Genomic DNA, 15,709 nt, shown 5'->3' with positions numbered 1-15,709 from the left:
CGCCCCGGCCCTTCACGCTGAATGTAAAAACGGGCGAAACGACTTTTCTGGTGCAGCCCTAGCCAGCGGGCTTAACATCCTTTCCAACCTATCCATTATGCTGATTCCGCGGGTTGCAAGCGTCAATATAGCTAATTGACGATCAATAGTGATTAGACCAATAAGGGCCGCCTGGTAGTCTACCAGTGCGCCCGGCGCAGTTTGTCGGGCTGCAGTACCCGGATGGCATTTGGGGTTAGCTCAATCAAGCCATCTTGTTTGAACTCGTTGAGCGTGCGGCTAAGCGACTCGGGGGCGGTACCCACCATGGCGGCCATGTCGTCGCGGGTAAGCTGAATAGCGGCTTCTGCCGTGCCGCCAGCATGTGCGTGCAGCTGCACCAGCGTATCGGCCACCCGGCGGCGGATAGAATTGTAGGCCAAGGCCAATAGCTGCTCGGCCTGCCCGCTCACTTGGCCCGCCAGCAGGCGCACAAACTGCTGGCTCACATCGGGGTTGCGTAGCAATAGCTCCGTGAAATCATCCTTCGGAATGTAAAGGAGCTCGGCTTCGTCCACGGCGGTGGCCGAGTCGCGGTGGGGCGTGTTTTCGAGCAGCGGCAGGTAGCCGAAGAAGTCGCCGGGGCCGTGCAGGCCCACCAGCAGCTCCTTGCCGCCGTCGGTGGTTTTCACGGTTTTCACCCGCCCGCTCTGCACGAAGTAGAGTCGCGTGGCCTCGTCGCCCTCCAGGTAGATGTCCTGCTTCTTGCGAATTAGGTGGGCTTTCCGGTCGAGCGAGAGGCTGGCCAAGTCGCCTATTTTCTGCGCGTCGTCCAGAAAGTGACCTAGGCCGCTGGGCGTGGCTTCATAGGCGGGCTTGAGGTGCTGGAAGCGGCTGAGGCGGCCCTGCACGGCGCTCAGCAACTCGGCCTTCACGAAGGGCTTTGTGAGGTAGTCGTCAGCACCCAAGGCCATACCCAGGCGCTGTTCGGTGCGCTCGGTTTTGGCGGTGAGAAAGATGAAGGGAATGCCCGTGAGTTGCGGGTGCTGGTTGAAAATCTGGAGCACGCCGTAGCCGTCGAGCACTGGCATCATAATGTCGCAGATAACTAAATCGGGCCGCGTGGCCAGGGCGAGCTGCACACCCAGCTCGCCGTTTTCGGCCAGCAGCGTCGCGTAGCCGGCCAGCTCCAGCAGCTGGGCCGTGTTCTCACGAATAATCTGGTGGTCTTCGATTAGCAGGATAGTGGGCATGGGCGAGAGAATTAAGTTAACCGTCATGCTGAGTGGAGCGCAGCGGAGTCGAAGCATCTCTACCGCTTCGTTGCAACGACATTGATTACTAATGGGGTAGAGATGCTTCGACTCCGCTGCGCTCCACTCAGCATGACAGTCTTTTCGGGATTACCTACCCCCTAGTCGGGCGTAGTGAGCGGCAGCGCGATAGCAACCGTCGTGCCCTGGCCGGGCGCGCTTTGCAGGTCGATGATGCCGCCCATCAGTTCCAAGTACTTGGCGATGATGTAGAGCCCCAGGCCGGTGCCCGGCTCGGTGATGACGCTGGGCGCCCGAAAAAACTGTTCGAATAAATGGGCCTGGTCTTCCGCCGAAATACCGATGCCCTGGTCTTGCACCGTAATAGTCAGCTCTTTGGGCACACAGCTGGCCCGCACGGTGATAACCGAGTGCTCGCCCGAATACTTGAGGGCGTTAGAGAGCAGGTTCATCAGGATTTTGCGCAGGAGCGAAGCATCCAGCCGCACCGGAATGGGGCACTCTACCTGCCAGTCGATGGTTTGGCCGGTTTTGAGTAAGCTCTGCATGTCGGCCACGGTGTCGCGCACCAAGTCGTCGAGGTTGAGGTTGGCTGGGTGCGCTTCGATTCTGCCTTCCTCGATGCGGCCCACAGACAGAAATTCCTCCAGAATGGTGTTCAGGTGCTGCACCGAACTGCGGATGTGGTCCACGTGCTTCAGGCGCTGCGCCTGCTGGTGCGTGCCGGGAAATTCCTCAATCAGGTCGGCGGAGGAGAGCATAGCCGTGAGTGGGGTGCGAAACTCGTGCGAGGCCATGCTCACGAAGCGCGACTTGAGCTCGCCCAGCTGCTGCTCGGCTTGCAGGGCCAGGGTCAGCTCGTCGCCGCGCTTTTCGAGCTGCTCCAGGGTCAGCAGCAGGGCGTTGGTGCGGTCAATGACCCGCTGCTCAAGCTCGGCGTTGAGGCGGGCCACGCGCTCGTGCTGGGCGCGCAGCTCCTGCTCGGCGGCCTGCTTAGCGCTCAGGTCCAGAATGTAAGCTACCACGTACAGCTCCTCGTCGAGGTAAAAATAGCTCAGACTGGCTTCTACCGGAAACTCGGTGCCGTCGCGGCGCTGGCCAGCCAATGGGCAGTCGTGATGGCCCATGCGGCGCCCTAGCGGGTCGGCGCTGTCGGCTGCGTGCGGCTGGGCGGCCGCGGGCACCAGCACCTGTAGTTGCTGGCCCAGCAGCTCGGCCGGGGAGTAGCCAAAGAGCTGCCCGGCCTGCGCATTCACCGACACCATGCGCCCCGGCTTATCGCAGACAATGATACCTAGGGTGGCGTTGGCAAACACGGCCTCGAAGCGCCGCACGCTGTGGGCCAGGGCACGCTCGGCCTGCTGCAAGCGGTTGTGCTCGGTGATGTTGACCAGCAGCAGGGGCTTGCCGGCCAGCTCGCAGTACGTCAGCTTCACGTAGGCCCGAAAAGGCTTGCCCACGTGACGGCGCACATCGGCTTCCAGCTCGTGGTGACCCTCGCGGCGGGTAAGGTCGCACAGGTTTTGCCACTGGGCGGACGTCCAGGGTGGCACGCGCAGCGCGTGGTTGGGGTCGGCCAAAAAGGCTTCTTTGGAGGGGTAGGCCAGCAGGCGCACCCCGGCCGGATTCACATGCGTAAACCACCCGAGGGCCAGGTCGTAAATGCCCAGCATTTCGCCCGAATGGGTGTACAGTAAATCGGCCAGCACGGCCGAATAGGCATCCGGGAGCAGGGGCATGGGCAACGAGCTGGCCGCGCGGAGGCCCCTAGAGACAGCAGGCACGCGCGGCCCTTAACAACCGGACTTGACAAACGTCAACCCGGTCCCCTGATATCTATCATACGGGCCGGCGGGGGCTTCTGGTAATTTTGCGGCTACTTATTCCTGGCTCGCCTCGGGCAGGGCCGGTGCCAAATTCCTTTTTCCTAGCTCATGCTTCCTTCTGCCCCGTCCCGCTGCAGCCCGCTCAGTCGGCCGTGCTGCTCGTGATGCTACCCACCGTGGGCCCTGGCCCCGAGCAGGAAACGCCACTGGCGCGCACGGCCACCAACCTGTTGCTGCAAGGCTTGCAGGCAGAGCTAGGCACGGCCATCCGAGTGCTGAAAGTAGACGAAGTGAGCCACCCCGCCGTAGTGCGCGCCTTCGATGGCCGGGGCGTGCCCGCCTTTGTGCTGCTGCGCGACGGCGCGGAGCTGTACCGCCAGCAAGGCCTGCCCGATAGCGCGCTGCTGGCGTCGCTGCTGGCGTCGCTGCTGCTGCGCGAGCTGGCCAGTGCGCCCGCCGCCCCTGAGCCGGCCGCAGGAGCAACCCCAAATGCCTTGGTCGTTAATTAAGACGCTTTATATCAGTATTTAATAGTGCTTTCAGCTACCGAAAATAGCTATTCTTCACGATAGTGTTACTGCCCGCTGGGCCGCCGCGAACAGGGGCACTTTGCAGCGTTCGGGCTTGCGTGCGGCGCACGCTCGAAGGATATACCAGTGCTGAGTAGGCTGCCTCGTGCAGCAAATAGCTTGTTACCTTTGCTTTATTATAATGGTACTTTAGCAATATTAAAGATGAAGTTGTATATAAAGTACATGGTCAGCGTTCGGTGCAAAATGGCTGTACAAGACAAGCTTGATAAGCTGGGGCTGTATCACGGCACGGTTGATTTGGGGGAGCTGGTATTCAAGAAGGGCATCACGCCGCAGCAGCAAGACCAGCTCAAGGAGGAGCTACAACAGCTGGGTGTAGAGCTGCTCGACCAAGACCAAGGCAAAGTGATAGAGCAGATAAAAGCAGTTATCCAGCAACTGGTGCATCATGCTGATAATCTGCTTAAAATAAAGAATTCCGAGTACATCAGCCAGCAGCTGGGCCGCGATTACCGATACTTGTCTACGCTGTTTTCGGAAGCTACCGGCGTCACAATTGAGCAGTCAATCATCAATCATCGCGTCGAGCGCGTAAAGGAGCTGCTGCTCTACGACGAGCTGAACCTGACTGAAATCGCGCATAAGCTCAACTATTGCAGCGTGGCTCACCTGTCGGGGCAGTTCAAAAAAACGACGGGACTGACGCCCACTTTCTTCAAGCAGCTAAAGCATAAAATGCGGCATTTGTAGAGGTGGAAATAATGCATTTTTTTTGGATAATCACGTAAAATAAACGCGGGACATGAGGTAGAGCTTTGCAGGGTAGATTCTATCCTTTCAACTAGCTGTAACTCAGCGTTTGGCTCGTGGCCGTGAGAAGCTAGATTAAATATTTGACCGTCAAATTATTGCAGCTTTCGCAGCTGTATATATTCCTGGCTTATTTATTTCTTTATTTCGTCTGGCGCCGCTATGCTAACCCCTTCTTCTGGGCTACCGCTGCCCATTTCCCTGGCCGACGCCGAGCAGCAGCACGCCAGCCTCACGCGATTTCTGAACAAGACCCATGCCGCCATTTGCGTGCTGCGCGGCGCGGCCCAGGTGCTCGACTACTGCAACCCCGCCTTTGAGCGGCTCTTTTCGGGCCAGCCCCTGCCACCCGGCCGCCCCCTGGCCGACGTGTTTCCCGGCGCCGTTGCGCCGGAGCTGGTTGCCGCGCTCGACGAGGTGTACCGCACCGGCGTTTCTTTCCTAGGAGTCGAGCAGGAATTGGCCCTGGCCCCGGCCGCCGAGCTGCTCGCCCACCCGCGCTATTTCACGTTCTCTTTCGACGCCTACCAGGAGCACGGCCACATCGTGGGAGTTTCATTTTTTGCCTACGACGTCACGGACGCGGTGCTTGCCCGCCGCCAGAACGACGCCTTGCAGGCCGAAGCGCTGGCCGCCGCCCAGCGCCAAGCCCAGGAGCGGGCTACGTTTCACCAGGTATTCGAGCAAACCCCGGCCGCCATTTGCCTACTGCGCGAGCCCTTGCACCGCATCGAGTACGTGAACCCGGCCTACCAGCGGCTGTTTCCGGGCCGGGAATTGACCGGCCGCTCGCTGGTCGACGCCGTGCCCGAAGCCGCAGCCCAGGGGTACGTGGCCTTGCTCGACCAGGTGTACCGCACGGGCAACATGTACTTTGGCGCCGAAATGCCGCTGGTGCTGGCACCCCCAGGCGGCGGCCCGCCCACCACGGCGTACTTCACCTTCACGTACCAGGCGTTTCAGGAAAACGGCCAAACGGCCGGCCTTTCCGTACTGGCCTACGACGTGACGGAGCAAGTGCTGGCCCGCGCCCAGATGGAGGCGCTGCGCCTCGAAGGCAACCGCACCAGCCAGCAGCAGCTGCGCACGAGCACGGACCTCGATACGTTTATCTACGTGGCATCGCACGACTTGCGCACGCCGATTGGCAACATCGAGGGCCTGCTGGCGGCCCTGCGCGACGAGCTGCCGGCCGAAGCTCTGCAAGCCGGGGCGGTCGAGCCCTTGCTCGCCCGCATGCAGCGGTCCGTGGAGCGGTTCAAGCTCACTATCGCGCAGCTGACCGACGTGGCCCTGCTGCAACGCGCCCACACCCAACCCGCCGAAACCGTAGACCTGGCCGCCCTAGTAGAAGACCTGCGCCTCGACTTAGTCCCCGACCTGGCTACCGCCGGGGCCGAGCTAACGGTCACGGTGGCGGCGTGCCCCCACGTCTCGTTCGCGCCGCAAAACCTGCGCAGCATCGTGTACAATTTGCTGAGCAACGCCCTCAAGTACCGGCACCCGGCCCGCCCGCCCGTCGTGGAGCTGCGCTGCCGCAGCACCAGCGGCACCGTGGTGCTCGAGCAGGACAACGGGCTGGGGCTAACCGAGGACCAGCAAGGCCAGCTTTTTGGCCTGTTTCAGCGCCTGCACGACCACGTGGCTGGCACGGGCATCGGCCTCTACATGGTCAAGCGCCTAGTAGAAAACGCCGGGGGCACCATTGCCGTGCAGAGCCAGATTGGGGAAGGCAGCACGTTCACCGTCTCGCTGCCCGGCAATGCCTAAAGAGAAAAGTTGAGAAAACAAGACGACACCCCCGGTTTTAGCACTCCCCTTCCCACCCATGCAAAAGCTCTCCAGTGTTCTGTTGGTCGACGACGACGAAACCACCAATTACTTAAACGCGCACTTGCTCAAGCAGCTAGGCGTTACAAACCACGTGCTGGTAGCCCACAACGGGCAAGAGGCGCTGGCGCTGCTGGCCCAGCACTGCGGCGCGGCAGGCGCCACATGCCCGGCGCTGGTATTGCTTGACCTCCAAATGCCCGTCATGAGCGGCATCGACTTTTTGGCGGCCTACCAGCCTCAGCCCCCGGCGCAGGCAATTTGCGTGGTCGTGCTCACCTCCTCCGTGCATCCCCACGACCTATCACGCCTGCGGGGCCTACGTCACCTGGCCGTGCTGCAAAAGCCCCTAACGCGAGTCAAAATTAGCGCTTTGCTGCAAGAGCACTTTCAGCGCCAGCTGACAGCCTGATAAGTATTTTTCAATCAGTTAGTTGCATCAAGATAGCCTCCCCAAGCAGGGGCCGCAATCCCCAAATTATGCTTAGTTGAAAGACTAACTAATTATCCTAAAATTTCAACCGAATCAGAGAATTTACAACGTTAATGAAGAGACTAACGGGTTATTTGGAGTGTATGCACCGCGTGGAAACGGGCACCATGGTTTGCCGGTGGCTGTGCGAAGTCACCCCTACCGAAATGCGGACGAGTTACCAGTATTTATTGGCAGAGGCCCAACTACTTGGCTCCCGGCTCTGGCTGCTGGACATCCGGCGGCGCAACAACGAGGACCCGGAAACGGCGCAGTGGCTGCTGGATACCTTTATGCCCACGCTGGCGGCCCATTTTGGGGGACCAACTTTTTTGTCTTACCTGCTGTCGCCCAGTCATTTGGTGCGCATCAATGACCACGCACTGAATATCGTGCACGTCGCGCAGCTGCAACGGTCCGTCCACGTCGCCCTCTTCAACGAGGAAGGCGCAGCCAACGAGTGGCTGGTGCAGCAAGCTGGCAAGCTAAGCGTTGCTTGAAAAACCTCGCGCACTAACATGTCGAGTTGGGCAGCCAGCTAAGCTTTGTGCAAACCTTCAGGCAGCACCTGGCAGAGGTTGAAAAGCGAGGCACGCTTTACGTGCAGCAGAACCAGCTTGCCACCGACCGCCTAGGTCAGGATGTCTGCGTAGCGTGCGTCAGCATAAAAGCCGACAGAACAAGGATGGGGAGAAGCATAGTAAAGAAACGAGACGGAAAATGAATAGCCAGCACTAATTATTTTTGGGCCCTAGGTGCGCGGCAAGTAGCAGCACGGGCACTTGCGAGTAACGCACTACATCGGCGATGACGCTGCCGCTGAATACTTTGTGCGCCCAGCCGTGGCCCTGGTCGAGCAGTACTACTAAGTCGGCTTCCAGCTCATCGGCCGCCTGCCAGATGCCCGAAGCCGGGCTCGCATCCACTACCCGGCGTAGCTTGGCCTGACCCAGCACTGCGCCTAGGCCGCAGTGCTGGGCTGCGCGCAGCCCAGCCTGGCCAATCGGAGGCGCGCCGAGCGGCACGACGGTGACCACCAAGGCCTGGCAGCCCAAAATATCGAGTTGCGGCCCCAGCAACTGCGCCTCAGGCGAAAGCCGAAAAGGCCGGTCTTCCACGGCTAGCAGCAGACGGCGGGGCGCGTGCAGGGCGGCCAGGGGCAGGTTTTCGGGCACCAGCAGCAGCGGGTAGCCCGTCTGGTGGGCCAGGGGCAAGGGGCGGTTGCTGAGCCACTCATGGAGGGGGCCATCGGTGGCGGTGAGGCCCGCCACCAGCAGCAGCGGGCGGTAGTCGGCCAGCACCTGCGCTACGGCGCCCGCCCAGTCCGCCTCGACTACCTGCGTGGTGGCCGTCAGGGGCAGTTCACGGGCTTTTTGCTGCAGCCGCCAGCCGTCTTCCTGCACGTGCTCGGCGATGGCCTCGTGCATGGCCACGGCCATGCGGGGGCTGGTGTGAGGCAGCGAAAACACGTGCACCAAATGCAGCGCTGCCCCCAGCGGGGCGGCCAGTGCGGCGGCGTAAGCGCAGGCCCGGTCACCAGCGGGCGAAAAATCGGTGAGCACAACGAGAGTAGGCTGCATTATGAAGGGGCTAAGACAGCAGCAGTAGCCCGTTTGAGCTACTGTTGCCTATATACTTAAGTAGGGCCAGGCGACTAGACCTAAGCTGGCGCCAGCGTGGCAGATTTCGGCAACGGCTGGGTAGCCGGCGTGGGCTGCGGAGCTATCGCCACCCCACGCCGCCAGACGATAAGCTTTTGCAGCTCAACCGCCCAAAAGACTAGGCTGGATAAAGCCAGCGTGACACCCAGCTCAGCCAGGGTGAGGCGCTGGGTGCTGAACAAGCGGTTGCCGAACGGCACGTAGATGATGAGCAGGTGCAGCGCCACGGTCAGGGCCACGGCCCCTAGCATGGGCTTGTTGGAAAGCAGCCCAAGGCTGAAAAGGGACTCGCGCCGCGAGCGGATGGCCAGCGCCAGCCCCAGTTGGCTGAAGCAGAGCACGGTGAAGGCCATCGTTTGCCAGTGGAGCAGGCCCTGGCGGATGGACCAGGCCTGCATCCCGATGGTGAGGAGGCCCACCAGCAAGCCCACGCCAAGGATAAACCAGCCTAGGCCATCGGCGAAAATGGTTTGGCGCGGGGCCACGGGCGGGCGCTGCATGCTGTGCTTTTCCGAAGGCTCATAGGCCAGCGCCAGGCCGGGCAGGCCATCGGTAATGAGGTTAATCCACAGAATATGAATGGCCAGCAGCGTAATAGGCAGGCCCAGCAGCGGCGCAAAAAACAGGGTCGTGATTTCGCCCACGCTACCCGCCAGGATGTAGCGGATGAACTTGAGGATGTTGTCGTAGATGCGGCGGCCGTGCCGCACGGCCGCCACGATGGTGGCAAAATTGTCGTCGAGCAGAATCATGGCCGCCGCTTCCTTGGCTACCTCGGTGCCGTTGATGCCCATGGCGATGCCGATGTCGGCGTTTTTGAGGGCCGGCGCGTCGTTCACCCCGTCGCCGGTCATGGCCACGAACTGGTGCCGGGCCTGCAGCGCATGGATGATGCGCAGCTTCTGCGCCGGGTCGACGCGGGCGTACACGCGCACTTTTTCTACCACGGCGGCGAAGGCGGGCTCGTCCAGGGCCGTCAGCTCGGGGCCGGTTAGCACCAGCTCTTCTTTAGAGGAGATGATGCCCAGCTTCTCGGCAATGGCTTTGGCGGTGAGCTTGTGGTCGCCGGTAATCATGACGGGGATGATACCGGCGGCCTTGCACTCGGCCACCGCCTGGCGCGCCTCTTCCCTAGGTGGGTCAATCAGGCTGGCGAAACCGAGGAAGGTGAGGTTGGTTTCGACGGCGGCCGGGGTGAGGTCGGCGGGCAATTCGGGCAGCATTTTGGCCCCGTAGGCTAGCACGCGGTAGCCCTGCGCGGCCTGCGCATCCACGCGCCAGGTGAGGTCGGCCAGGCTACCCTGCTGCCTGGCCGTGAGCTGTTTATAGAGCGAGCCGGCAGCTCCTTTGGTGAGCACCAGCACGCCCTGCGGGGTTTGGTGCAGCGTGGTCATGCACTTGCGCTCCGAGTCAAAAGGCAACTCGGCCAGGCGCGGAAACTGCGCTTCCAGCGCGGGGCGGGCGTAGTCCTTGCTGGCCGCGTACCGCGCCAGGGCTACCTCGGTCGAGTCGCCGAGCCAGTGGTTTTGCGTGTCGTGGCTGGCGTCGGTGTTGAGGGCCAGGGCCGTGAGTAGGGCATTGCGGTCAGCTAGCCCTTCCATTTTTACCGCAGGCACTTCATAGAGGGCTTCCACCGTCATCTGGTTGAGGGTGAGCGTACCCGTCTTGTCGGTGCAGATGTACGTGACCGACCCTAGGGTTTCCACGGCCGGCAGCTTGCGCATCAGGGCGTGGCTTTTCATGAGCCGGCCCGCGCCCAGCGCCAGCGACACGGTGACCAGCGCCGGCAGGGCCTCTGGCAAGGCCGCGATGGCCAGCGAGATGGCCACCAGCAGCAGGTTTTCCCAGGGCTCGCCCCGCAGGCAGCCGACCCCAAAGAACAGGGCCCCCACCGCCAGCGCGGCTACCGACAGGCGCTTGCCGAGCGTGCCCAACCGCTTTTGCAGTGGCGTCACCACCTCGGCCGTCTGGATGAGCGTCGCAATCTTACCCAACTCGGTCTTCATGCCGGTGGCTACCACGTAGGCCGTGGCCCGGCCGTTGGTAATGGACGTGCCTTTGTAGCCCAGGTTCAGCCGGTCGCCGAGCGGGTACTCGCCAACGGGCAGTGCGGCCACGGACTTTTCCACGTTGCCGGATTCGCCGGTCAGCGACGATTCGTCTACTTTCAGGGCGTGGGTTTCGAGGAAGCGCACGTCGGCCGGAATCACGTTACCGGCTTCGAGTAGCACCACGTCGCCGGGCACCAAGTCGGCCGTGGGCACCTGCTGGGCCTGGCCGCCGCGCAGCACCTGGGCGTGGCTGGCGGCCATCTTTTGCAACGCCTCCATCGCCTTGTCGGCCCGGTACTCCTGCACGAAGCCGATGAGGGCATTGAGCACCACGATGGCCAGGATAACGTAGGCTGACTTGGCCTCGCCGATGAGCACCGACACCCCGGCGGCGACCAGTAGCACCAGTATCATCACGTCGGCGAGCTGGTGCAGCACGAGCTGCCAGATGGTTTTCTGGTGCGCATCTGCGAGCCGGTTTGGGCCGTGCGCGGCCAGCCGCTGGCTGGCCGTGGCCGCGTCGAGGCCAGCCGGCAAGGTCGCCAGCTCGGCGGCCACGTCGGCCACGGGGGCGAGGTAATAGTCCATAGTTGAATTGGTGGTCTTTGGGTATTCGTTCTGACGTGGAACCCTACCCCCGACCTTCCCTCCATTTCGGAGAGGGGGCCGAGGGTAGGGCGCCCACGCTAGGTCGGCTATTCAGTCACTCCAGCCGTCCACTGCCAGTCCCGGATTTCGGGCATATCCTGGCCGTGGCGGTAGATGTACTGCTTGTGGGCCACCAGTTTATCCTTTAGGTACTGCTTGAGGTGCGCGCCCTGGTTGCCGAGTTGGGGCACGCGGTCGAGCACGTCCATCGCCAGGTGAAAGCGGTCGAGCTCGTTGAGTACCGTCATGTCGAAGGCCGTTGTAATGGTACCTTCCTCCTTGTAGCCGCGCACGTGCAGGTGGGTGTTGTTGGGGCGGTTGTAGGTGAGGCGGTGCACCAGCCAGGGGTAACCGTGGAAGGCAAAAATCACCGGCTTGTCGCGCGTAAACAGCGCGTCGTAATCCGCGTCGGCGAGGCCGTGCGGGTGCTCGGTGCTGCGTTGCAGGCGCAGCAAATCCACCACGTTCACGACCCGAATTTTCAGCTCCGGCAGGTGCTCGCGCAGGATGGACACGGCCGCCAGGGTTTCGAGCGTGGGCACATCGCCGCAGCAGGCCAGCACGGCGTCGGGCTCCTGGCCGGCGTCGGAGCTAGCCCAGGGCCAGATGCCGATGCCCTGGGTGCAGTGCTTGATGGCCGCGTCCATACTCAGCCACTGCGGGGCGGGGTGCTTGGCGGCCACTATCACGTTCACGTAGTGGCGGCTGCGCAGGCAGTGGTCCATTACCGAGAGCAGGCAGTTGGCATCGGGCGGTAAATACACCCGCACGATGCTGGCTTTCTTGTTCACCACGTGGTCCATGAAGCCGGGGTCCTGGTGCGTGAAGCCGTTGTGGTCCTGCCGCCACACGGTGCTGGTGAGCAGATAGTTGAGCGAGGCGATGTTGCGCCGCCACGGAATCTCTAGGGTCGTTTTCAGCCACTTGGCGTGCTGATTGAACATCGAATCGACGATGTGAATGAACGCCTCGTAGCTGTTGAAGAGCCCGTGCCGGCCGGTCAGCAAGTAGCCCTCCAGCCAGCCTTCGCACTGGTGCTCGCTCAGCATTTCCACCACGCTGCCTGCGGGGGCCAAGAACTCGTCGTGCGCGGCCGTTTCGGCGTCCCACTGCCGGCTGGTGGCCTCGAATACCGACCCCAGCTTGTTGGAGAGCGTTTCGTCGGGCCCGAAAATGCGGAAGCTACGCGGGGCCGAATTGCGCGCCACCACGTCGCGCAGGAATTTGCCGACCGTACCCGTGTCGCTGGCTTCCACGGTGCCCGGCGCGGGCACGGCCACGGCGTAGTCGGCAAAATCGGGCAGGTGCAGCGGTTGCAGCAGCAGGCCGCCGTTGGCGTGCGGGTTGGCGCCCATACGGCGGTTGCCTAGGGGGGCCAGCTCGGCTAGCTCAGGCAGCAGGCGGCCGGCTTCATCAAACAATTCTTCGGGCCGGTAGCTTCGCAGCCAGGCTTCTAGCTGCGCCAGGTGCGCAGGCGGCGCTTCGGCCGATACGACCAGCGGCACCTGGTGGGCGCGGAAAGAGCCTTCATTGGGCAGGCCATCGACCTCCTTCGGGCCGGTCCAGCCCTTGGGCGAGCGCAGCACAATGAGCGGCCAGCGCGGCCGGATAGACTCGGTCTGCGCCTGAGCGTTGTGCTGAATGGCCAGGATGTTTTCCACGGCCTCGTCAAGCGCCGCGGCCATGGCTTGGTGCATCAGCGCGGGCTCGTGGCCTTCCACGTAGTAGGGCGTCCAGCCGTAGCCGCGAAGTAATTGGTCTAATTCTTCGGGCGTGATGCGGGCCAGCACCGTGGGGTTGGAAATCTTGTAGCCATTCAGGTGCAGGATGGGCAGCACCGCCCCGTCGGTAGCGGGGTTGAGAAATTTATTGCCGTGCCAGGCCGTGGCCAGCGGGCCGGTTTCGGCCTCGCCGTCGCCCACCACGCAGGCCACAATCAGCTCGGGGTTATCGAACACGGCCCCGAAGGCGTGGCTGAGCGAGTAGCCCAGCTCGCCGCCCTCGTGGATGGAGCCCGGCGTCTGGGGGCCCGCGTGGCTGGAAATGCCGCCCGGAAACGAGAACTGCCGAAACAGCTTGCGCAAGCCGTTCTCATCCTCGCTGATGTGGGGGTAGACCTCGCTATAGGTACCTTCCAAATAGGTGCCCGCCACCACCGCCGGCCCGCCGTGGCCGGGGCCGCAGACGTAAATCATGTCCAGGTCATACTTGCGAATCGCCCGGTTGAGGTGGGTGTAGATGAAGTTCTGGCCCGGCGTGGTGCCCCAGTGCCCCAGCAGCAGCGGCTTGATGTGGGCCAGCGTCAGCGGCTCGCGCAGCAAGGGGTTGTCGTACAAGTACATCTGCCCTACCGAGAGGTAGTTGGCCGCCCGCCAGTACGCATCAACGAGCCGAAGGGCAGCGGGCGCGAGCGGGGTATCGAAGGCTGGCGCCGTGGGCAGGGCGAGGGTGGTAGTTTCCATACTATACAGTGGATTAATGTTTTAAGTGAGGCCTAGCGCCGGCAGCCAGGCGCTCATGGGCTCCCAACTGTTTGTGCGACACTAAGTATTCCTGACCTGCATCAGGCTTCGGTGGGCAGCACCAGTACCGGGATGGCGCTGTATTTCAGCACCTGCGCCGTAACGCTGCGGTGGAATAGCTCGCCCCAGAAGCTGCGGGGCCGCGCCAGCACCACCACCAAATCGTAGTCGGCGGGCTGGGCCACGGCCAGAATGCCCTCAGCTGGCGCGGCGGCCGTGGAGTGGCGGTAGCGCACGGGCGTGGGCAGGTCGCTAGCCAGCCCCGTCCACCGCACCGACTCCAGCACTTCGGCCTCCCGGTCCTCAGGGCCGGGGTGGGCGGCCACGTGCAGCACGGTCAGCTCTGCGCCCAATGCGTTGAGCAGATGGCGGGCCATGCCGGCGTAGTCGCCTAGGGTAAAGGCTTCGCGGTCGAGGGCCAGCAGCACCCGCGTGGGCGGCGTGGTGGCGGCCACGGCGGCCGGCACTACCAGCAGGGGGTAGGGCGCCGTGCGCAGGATGTCGAGCGAGGTCGTGTGCACCAGCTCGTCGGGAATATCGGCGTAGTTGGGCCAGCCCAGCACTACCAGCAGCGGGTGGTGCCGGCTCACGGCATCGGCCACGGCGTCTACTACCCGGCCGTGGCCGATTTCGGCTACTACTGGCACGGCCAGATTACCCGCCATCCGCTTCAGGGCTAGCGCGATTACTTCCTGGTTCAGATTCGAGAGCTCGCCGGTGAGCCGGTCGGGGTCGAGCAGGGAATCGCGGCGCACGTGCAGCAGCACCAGCCGGGCGTCGAGCGGCGCGGCCAGACTGGGGCGTAGTCGAGCGCTTGGTCGGCAGCGCGAAAGAAGTCGGTGAGCAGGAGCAGCGAAGGAGCCATGAGTCAACAGTTGCCGAAGGGGTAAAACCTAGGGCAAAGGACCGGGCGCCGGGCAGCGCCGACCATGCGCAAAGTCAAGTCCGCCACATGACTTTCGTCAAGCAGGCGGCTGAACTGGTCACGTAATCTTGCAGCTCGCCTTTTTGCGTCGCTCTACCCCTACTGCTGGGCAGCTTACTTCTTTCTCCATAGTATGACCATCAGCGTTTTCAGCGCCTATCCTTTCGAGCGTCCTTACCTGCTAGCAGCAGCCAAGGGCCAGCACGCGTTCAATTTTCGGGACGAAGCCCTGACGCTGGAAACCGCCGCGCAGGCCGCCGGCAGCGTGGCCGTGGCGGTGTTTGTTAACGACGACGCGTCGGCGCCGGTACTGGCGCAGCTGCGGGCGCTGGGGGTGCGCTACCTACTGGTGCGCTCGGCGGGCCACGACAACGTGGACCTGCCCGCGGCCCACCGCCTCGGGCTGCGCGTGGCCACCGTGCCGCACTATTCGCCTTTCGCCATTGCTGAGCACGCCCTGGCCCTCATGCTCTCCTTGAACCGCCACCTGCGCCAGGCCGATGCCCAAGTGCGCCGTGCCGACTTCCGGCTCGACAACCTGGTGGGCTTCGACCTGCACGGCAAAACGGTGGGCATCATTGGCTGCGGCACCATCGGGGGCACGCTGGCGCGGCTGCTGCACGGCTTCGGCTGCCGCCTGCTGGGCTACGACGTGCAGGAAAACGACGAGCTGACCCGGCGCTACGACCTCAAATACGTGCCGCTAGCGGTGCTCTACGCCCAGGCCGACGTTATCTCAGTGCACGCGCCGCTCACGCCGGCCACCCGGCACCTGCTGGGCCCGGCCGAGCTGGCCCAGATGAAGCCAGGCGTCATGCTCATCAACACGGGCCGGGGCGCGCTGCTCGACACCCAGGCCGCCCTGGCAGCGCTGGCCACCGGGCAGCTGGGCTACCTGGGCCTAGATGTGTACGAGTACGAAAAGGGCCTGTTTTTCAATGACCACTCGCAGCAGCCCCTCCACGATGAGGTGCTGCGCCAGCTCCTCGCCTACCCTAACGTGCTGGTAACGGGTCACCAGGGCTTCCTGACCCGCGACGCGCTGACCAACATTGCCACCGCGTCGCTTGAAACGCTGGGCTGCTGGCTCGCCGGCCAGCCCGCCCCCAACGAGTTGCTGTCAGTAGTGGTCGTTCCAGTCGACCTGGCTATTGCTTAGGTAACATTCTATAAATAAA

12 protein-coding genes are annotated in these 15,709 nt (G+C 63.0%); 6 read left to right on the top strand and 6 right to left on the bottom strand.

What is annotated here, in order from left to right; all coding sequences use genetic code 11:
- Positions 1 to 179: 179 nt before the first annotated feature.
- Positions 180 to 1,232 carry a response regulator gene (locus tag GO988_RS21065; RefSeq protein ID WP_157569332.1) on the bottom strand — a complete coding sequence of 351 codons (1,053 nt, stop codon included), beginning with the start codon at positions 1,230 to 1,232 and terminating at the stop codon, positions 180 to 182.
- Positions 1,233 to 1,393: 161 nt separating this feature from the next.
- Positions 1,394 to 2,992 (bottom strand): sensor histidine kinase, encoded by a 1,599-nt coding sequence (locus GO988_RS21060; protein WP_157569330.1) that lies wholly within the window; start codon positions 2,990 to 2,992, stop codon positions 1,394 to 1,396.
- 170 nt (positions 2,993 to 3,162) lie between these two features.
- On the opposite strand from GO988_RS21060, the gene GO988_RS21055 reads away from it, so the two are divergent.
- The 5 genes from GO988_RS21055 (at position 3,163) to GO988_RS21035 (ending at position 7,224) form a co-directional block, all read left to right on the top strand.
- On the top strand, positions 3,163 to 3,588 hold the full coding sequence (locus GO988_RS21055; RefSeq protein ID WP_198172981.1) for a YbbN family protein: 426 nt from the start codon (positions 3,163 to 3,165) through the stop codon (positions 3,586 to 3,588).
- 267 nt (positions 3,589 to 3,855) lie between these two features.
- Positions 3,856 to 4,362: a helix-turn-helix domain-containing protein gene (locus GO988_RS21050; RefSeq protein ID WP_232341631.1), complete on the top strand. Its 507-nt coding sequence runs from the start codon at positions 3,856 to 3,858 to the stop codon at positions 4,360 to 4,362.
- A 222-nt stretch (positions 4,363 to 4,584) separates the two neighbouring features.
- Positions 4,585 to 6,192: an ATP-binding protein gene (locus GO988_RS21045; protein ID WP_157569324.1), complete on the top strand. Its 1,608-nt coding sequence runs from the start codon at positions 4,585 to 4,587 to the stop codon at positions 6,190 to 6,192.
- 58 nt (positions 6,193 to 6,250) lie between these two features.
- Positions 6,251 to 6,664, top strand: a complete 414-nt coding sequence (locus GO988_RS21040; protein WP_157569322.1) for a response regulator — start codon at positions 6,251 to 6,253, stop codon at positions 6,662 to 6,664.
- Positions 6,665 to 6,828: 164 nt separating this feature from the next.
- Positions 6,829 to 7,224 (top strand): hypothetical protein, encoded by a 396-nt coding sequence (locus GO988_RS21035; protein ID WP_157569320.1) that lies wholly within the window; start codon positions 6,829 to 6,831, stop codon positions 7,222 to 7,224.
- A gap of 234 nt (positions 7,225 to 7,458) precedes the next feature.
- On the opposite strand, the gene GO988_RS21030 is transcribed toward GO988_RS21035, so the two are convergent.
- From GO988_RS21030 to GO988_RS21015, 4 genes are all read right to left on the bottom strand, one after another.
- Positions 7,459 to 8,304 carry a universal stress protein gene (locus GO988_RS21030; protein ID WP_157569318.1) on the bottom strand — a complete coding sequence of 282 codons (846 nt, stop codon included), beginning with the start codon at positions 8,302 to 8,304 and terminating at the stop codon, positions 7,459 to 7,461.
- Between the two features lie 80 nt (positions 8,305 to 8,384).
- Positions 8,385 to 11,024, bottom strand: a complete 2,640-nt coding sequence (locus GO988_RS21025) for a cation-translocating P-type ATPase (protein ID WP_157569316.1) — start codon at positions 11,022 to 11,024, stop codon at positions 8,385 to 8,387.
- 107 nt (positions 11,025 to 11,131) lie between these two features.
- Positions 11,132 to 13,546 (bottom strand): phosphoketolase family protein, encoded by a 2,415-nt coding sequence (locus GO988_RS21020; RefSeq protein ID WP_157569314.1) that lies wholly within the window; start codon positions 13,544 to 13,546, stop codon positions 11,132 to 11,134.
- A 101-nt stretch (positions 13,547 to 13,647) separates the two neighbouring features.
- A complete protein-coding gene (locus GO988_RS21015; RefSeq protein ID WP_157569313.1) occupies positions 13,648 to 14,478 on the bottom strand; it encodes a universal stress protein in 831 nt (276 codons plus the stop codon).
- Between the two features lie 186 nt (positions 14,479 to 14,664).
- On the opposite strand from GO988_RS21015, the gene GO988_RS21010 reads away from it, so the two are divergent.
- Positions 14,665 to 15,690 (top strand): NAD(P)-dependent oxidoreductase, encoded by a 1,026-nt coding sequence (locus GO988_RS21010; protein ID WP_157569311.1) that lies wholly within the window; start codon positions 14,665 to 14,667, stop codon positions 15,688 to 15,690.
- Positions 15,691 to 15,709: the final 19 nt, after the last annotated feature.

It is taken from the genome of Hymenobacter ginkgonis, assembly GCF_009755225.1.
Classification (GTDB): Bacteria; Bacteroidota; Bacteroidia; order Cytophagales; family Hymenobacteraceae; genus Hymenobacter; species Hymenobacter ginkgonis.
The sequence above is the reverse complement of the archived record's forward strand: the minus strand, read 5'-3'. Positions and strand labels throughout refer to the sequence as shown.